The organism is Leisingera sp. ANG59 (assembly GCF_013317235.1).
Classification (GTDB): Bacteria; Pseudomonadota; Alphaproteobacteria; order Rhodobacterales; family Rhodobacteraceae; genus Leisingera.
The window spans coordinates 1-3,875 of the sequence record NZ_WLCM01000092.1 but is presented as its reverse complement, the minus strand read 5'-3'; the positions used below and the strand labels follow the sequence as shown (position 1 = coordinate 3,875).

The window sequence follows — 3,875 nt, the reverse complement described above, 5'->3', positions numbered from 1 at the left end:
CTCTCATCCTTCAGATACTTCTTGATCGTGTTCCGCGATAATCCCGTCGCCCGCGCAACAGACCGGATGCTGCGTCCCTCAACCAATACCCATCGTCGGATCTTCGACACGCTTTCCATCAGTAACACCTGCTCTTTCCTCCGCACTTTTAGTGCGGATGTTAACGAAAACAGGTGGGTCAATTTTACTCGCTCATAACCCACCAAAGTGGGTCAATTTTGCACGCCGATTCACAGTCCAGACCCTCCAGCAGGGCCATCAACTGGGCGTGGTTGAGTTGCACTCGGACAGGTCCGATCCGCGGCCAGCAGAACGATGACTTCTCCAGCCGCTTGTACCTCACGAGAGAATGCATGTGTGACCCTCGCAGATGAGGATTTAGTGCGCGTCACTCATCCGTTTCATCCGCTTTTCGCCCAGCAGTTGCCCTGTGTGGGCAGGCGATACAACCGACATGGCGAGCGGCTCCTTTTGCAGGCCGGCGATGCCGTGATCTGGTCGGTTCCACCGCAATGGACTGATCTTGCCAGCAAGGATCCGGAGTTGGTCATGGGCGAAGGGCGAGCGGTGTTGCGCTTTTCAGACCTGATGGAACTTGCCGATCTGGTGGCCCGCGTTTCCGACAAATCAGCCCACTCGGGCACGAGCATATGTAAAGATAACTATGCCGCAACTGTAAGGCAAATTACGCCGCATGAGTGCCAATATGATGTGTAGTACCGGGATAATGCGGCAAATATGTCGATTTCATGACGGAAAGAACCTTGACGCCGACGTCATGTGCGGCATAAATATATTTACTTTTGCGCTGTATCTCACCCTCGGAGCCGACAATGCCCGCGAAGTACGGCAGCAGGCGATCAAAGACCGATGCCCTTATCGAAGAGGGCACCTTCAACCCGGCGGCCGACAAGGTGCGCGATCCGAAGTTCAGCGGCAGCGAGTTCTTCGATCCGCAAGATGCCGTGCAGGTCCGATACGAGATGCTGCGCCGAGTCTCGGTCGACAGGGCCTCGGTGACAGAGGTCTCCGTCGAGTACGGCGTTTCGAGGCCGACCTATTACCAGGCCAAGGCGAACTTCGACGCGGCCGGGATTGCGGGCTTGGTGCCGGCAAAGCCAGGGCCCCGCGGCCCGCACAAAATCGACGACGACGTCCTGGCCTTCCTGGAGGCGCATCTGGTCCCTGGCGAACCGGTTCGTGCGCGCGAACTGGCAAAGCTGCTCCGCCGCGATCTCGATATCGATCTCCATCCCAGAACGATCGAGCGGGCATTAAAAAAAACCCGCCGCTGAACCGTTGCGTGGCGCCGGCCTGCTGTGCGCCAGACATTGTGACCCATTACGAGATGCTGCGCGCAGCCGCGCTTGGCGAAGCGCTGCCGGTCATGGCGCGCAGGGGCCTCATGCTGTTTTTGCGCCGGGGCATGTGGGGCTGGGTCCAGGCCCTGACCGCAGCGGCCAGTCCTGCCGGAGAGCAAGTTGATCCAATACCCGCAGCCTGTTCGCTGCCCGGCAGGCACGGCGCCGTCGTTCACGTCCTCGCGGCAATCGCCATGAGTATCCAACATGGGAGGTCACTATGAACGTCCATCTCAAAGTCCAGCAGCGTCACCTTGATCGCCGCGCATACCTCTACATCCGCCAGTCCTCGATGCGGCAAGTCCTCGAGAATGCCGAGAGCGCCAAGCGGCAGTATGCGCTTCGAGGCAGGGCCATCGCCCTCGGCTGGCGTGATGAACAGATTGTCGTCATCGACAATGACCAAGGTGAATCCGGGGCCTCGGCAGCCTGGCGCGAAGGATTTCAGCGGCTGGTGAGCGACGTCGGCATGGGGCATGCGGGGATCGTGATGGGCCTGGAAGTCTCTCGTCTGGCGCGTAACAATGCCGACTGGCAGCGCTTGCTGGAGATTTGCGCCCTTGCCGACACCCTGATCCTCGACGAAGACGGCGTCTACGATCCGGCAAGCTTCAACGACCGGCTCCTGCTCGGCCTCAAAGGAACCGTGAGCGAGGCCGAGTTGCATGTGATCAAGGCACGCCTGCGCGGCGGCATCCTCAACAAGGCACGCCGGGGCGAATTCCGTTGCCCGTTGCCCACCGGGCTGGTCTACGATCCTTCCGGTCGTGTGGCCCTCGATCCGGACCGGCAGATCAGGGAGACGATCGCCCATTTCTTCGAGACCTTCATACGCGTCGGTTCTGCCGCCCAGACCGTCAAAGCCTTTCGCAAGGAAGGCCTTTTGTTCCCGTCACGCCTGCATAACAGCCAGACGGTGTTTCGCCCCCTGACCGCATCCACCGCGATACGCGTCCTGACCAACCCACGTTACGCCGGCGCCTATGCTTACGGGCGGCGACAGTATCGGCGTACCATCGACGGCAGGAAGACGATCCGCGCGCGCGAAGCGGACGACTGGCTGGCCTGCATCCCCAACGCGCATCCCGGATACATCAGCTGGGACCAACACCAGGAGAACCTGAAGGTGCTCAAAGCGAATGGCCAGGGGTACGACGCAGCACGAGCCTCCATTCCACGGGAGGGCCCGGCGCTGCTGCAGGGGCGGGCCGTGTGCGGACAGTGTGGCAGACATTTCCGGGTGCGTTACGCGGCCCGGCGTGGTCGACTGGAGGCCTGGTACATCTGCGATCGCGCCCATGTCTATCGCGGTGAACCCATGTGCCAGTCGATCGCCGGGTCTTCCGTGGATGACGCGGTCGGCAGGCTTCACCAGGAAGCCGACCAGCTCCGCTGTCGGGCGGTGGAGCGGGCCCAGGCGGAGGCCGACCTTGCGCAGCGCCGCTTCATGCTTGTCGATCCCGGCAACCGCCTCGTCGCCGACACGCTCGAAGGCGAATGGAACGAGAAGCTCCGCGTTCTGGCCAATGCCCGGGAAGAGCGCGAGCGGGCACAGGAGCGCGACCAATTTTGTCTCGACAAGGCTGTCCGCGAGCGGCTGGTTGCCATGACGGTCGATTTCCACAAGCTCTGGGCCGACCCCGATACCCCAAACCGCGAACGCAAGCGCCTGATCGCCCACATCATCGAGGATGTCACTCTCGTCAAACTGCCCGCGGAAGGCACCACCAAGGTTCACGTGCGTTTCAAGGGCGGAAAGCTTCAGACGCTGACCATCCCCAGCCCCAAATCCGCCGCCCAGCAGATCAAGACGCAGCCCGGCATCATCCAACTGGTCGATAGGCTCCTCGATGATCACATCTATTCCGAGATCGCGGAATTGCTCAACCAACAGGGCTATCGGCCGGGTGAAGCCGCCCGCCGCGGCCGTCACGACGCCCGCTTCACCGCCCTGCGCGTCGCCTATCTCGTCCACCAATACAACCTGCGCTCGCGCTATGACCGCCTGCGGGAACGGGGAATGCTGACCAAACAGGAAGCTGCCGAGCGGCTTGGTATCCACGAGCAAACCGTCGCCAGGTGGGCAAAGTTTGGCCTCATCGCCAGCCACGCCTACAATGGGCATTATTGCCTCTACGAACTTCCGGCATCGGACCTGCCCCAAAAGCAGTGCAGCCGATGGAACCGCCTCGAAGACCGGGTCGCCGCACGCGCGATACAGGCTGCCCAGCCAAAACTGTCAACTGGAAAGGAAAGGTAACCGCCCGATTTGAACCGCCTGCTCGTGTGTGCCGGAGATTGCTAAGAGACGTCCATAAAGACGTCTTTAATGACGTCTCCTACAGGGAGGGAGGCAGCTGTGCGGGGCGAAATTCTTGGCTTGGAGCGTCGGCGCCGCTGGAGTGACGACGAGAAGTTGGCGATTGTGCTTTCGGTCGGGGAGAACGGCGCGACCGTGTCGCAGGTCGCACAGCGCCACGAAGCGCCACGAGATCAGGCGGCAGCAGATCTATG

6 protein-coding genes are annotated in these 3,875 nt (G+C 61.4%); 4 read left to right on the top strand and 2 right to left on the bottom strand.

The annotated features are described in order from the left end of the window. Together GKC28_RS26655 and tnpB are read right to left on the bottom strand one after the other, a co-directional pair. Positions 1-128 (bottom strand): helix-turn-helix domain-containing protein (locus tag GKC28_RS26655; protein WP_368041152.1); only part of this gene is annotated, 128 nt, incomplete at its 3' end. A 56-nt stretch (positions 129-184) separates the two neighbouring features. Beyond that, on the bottom strand, positions 185-355 hold the full coding sequence (gene tnpB, locus GKC28_RS26990; RefSeq protein WP_174149822.1) for an IS66 family insertion sequence element accessory protein TnpB: 171 nt from the start codon (positions 353-355) through the stop codon (positions 185-187). Positions 356-357: 2 nt separating this feature from the next. Between tnpB and GKC28_RS25970 the strand changes: the two genes are divergently transcribed. The 4 genes from GKC28_RS25970 to GKC28_RS25955 form a co-directional block, all read left to right on the top strand. Next, positions 358-717 carry a DUF5372 family protein gene (locus GKC28_RS25970; protein ID WP_174149821.1) on the top strand — a complete coding sequence of 120 codons (360 nt, stop codon included), beginning with the start codon at positions 358-360 and terminating at the stop codon, positions 715-717. A 116-nt stretch (positions 718-833) separates the two neighbouring features. Beyond that, entirely contained in the window at positions 834-1,295 is a 462-nt protein-coding gene (locus GKC28_RS25965; RefSeq protein ID WP_174149820.1) for a helix-turn-helix domain-containing protein, read from the top strand. Between the two features lie 286 nt (positions 1,296-1,581). Further along, positions 1,582-3,621 carry a recombinase family protein gene (locus GKC28_RS25960; protein ID WP_174149819.1) on the top strand — a complete coding sequence of 680 codons (2,040 nt, stop codon included), beginning with the start codon at positions 1,582-1,584 and terminating at the stop codon, positions 3,619-3,621. Between the two features lie 69 nt (positions 3,622-3,690). Then, positions 3,691-3,875 (top strand): transposase (locus GKC28_RS25955; RefSeq protein WP_217434231.1); only part of this gene is annotated, 185 nt, incomplete at its 3' end.

Excerpts from the sequence above, each read along its gene's own strand:
- tnpB (WP_174149822.1), bottom strand. The coding sequence starts at position 355 with ATGCATTCTCTCGTGAGGTACAAGCGGCTGGAGAAGTCATCGTTCTGC.
- GKC28_RS25960 (WP_174149819.1), top strand. The coding sequence starts at position 1,582 with ATGAACGTCCATCTCAAAGTCCAGCAGCGTCACCTTGATCGCCGCGCA.
- GKC28_RS25965 (WP_174149820.1), top strand. The coding sequence starts at position 834 with ATGCCCGCGAAGTACGGCAGCAGGCGATCAAAGACCGATGCCCTTATC.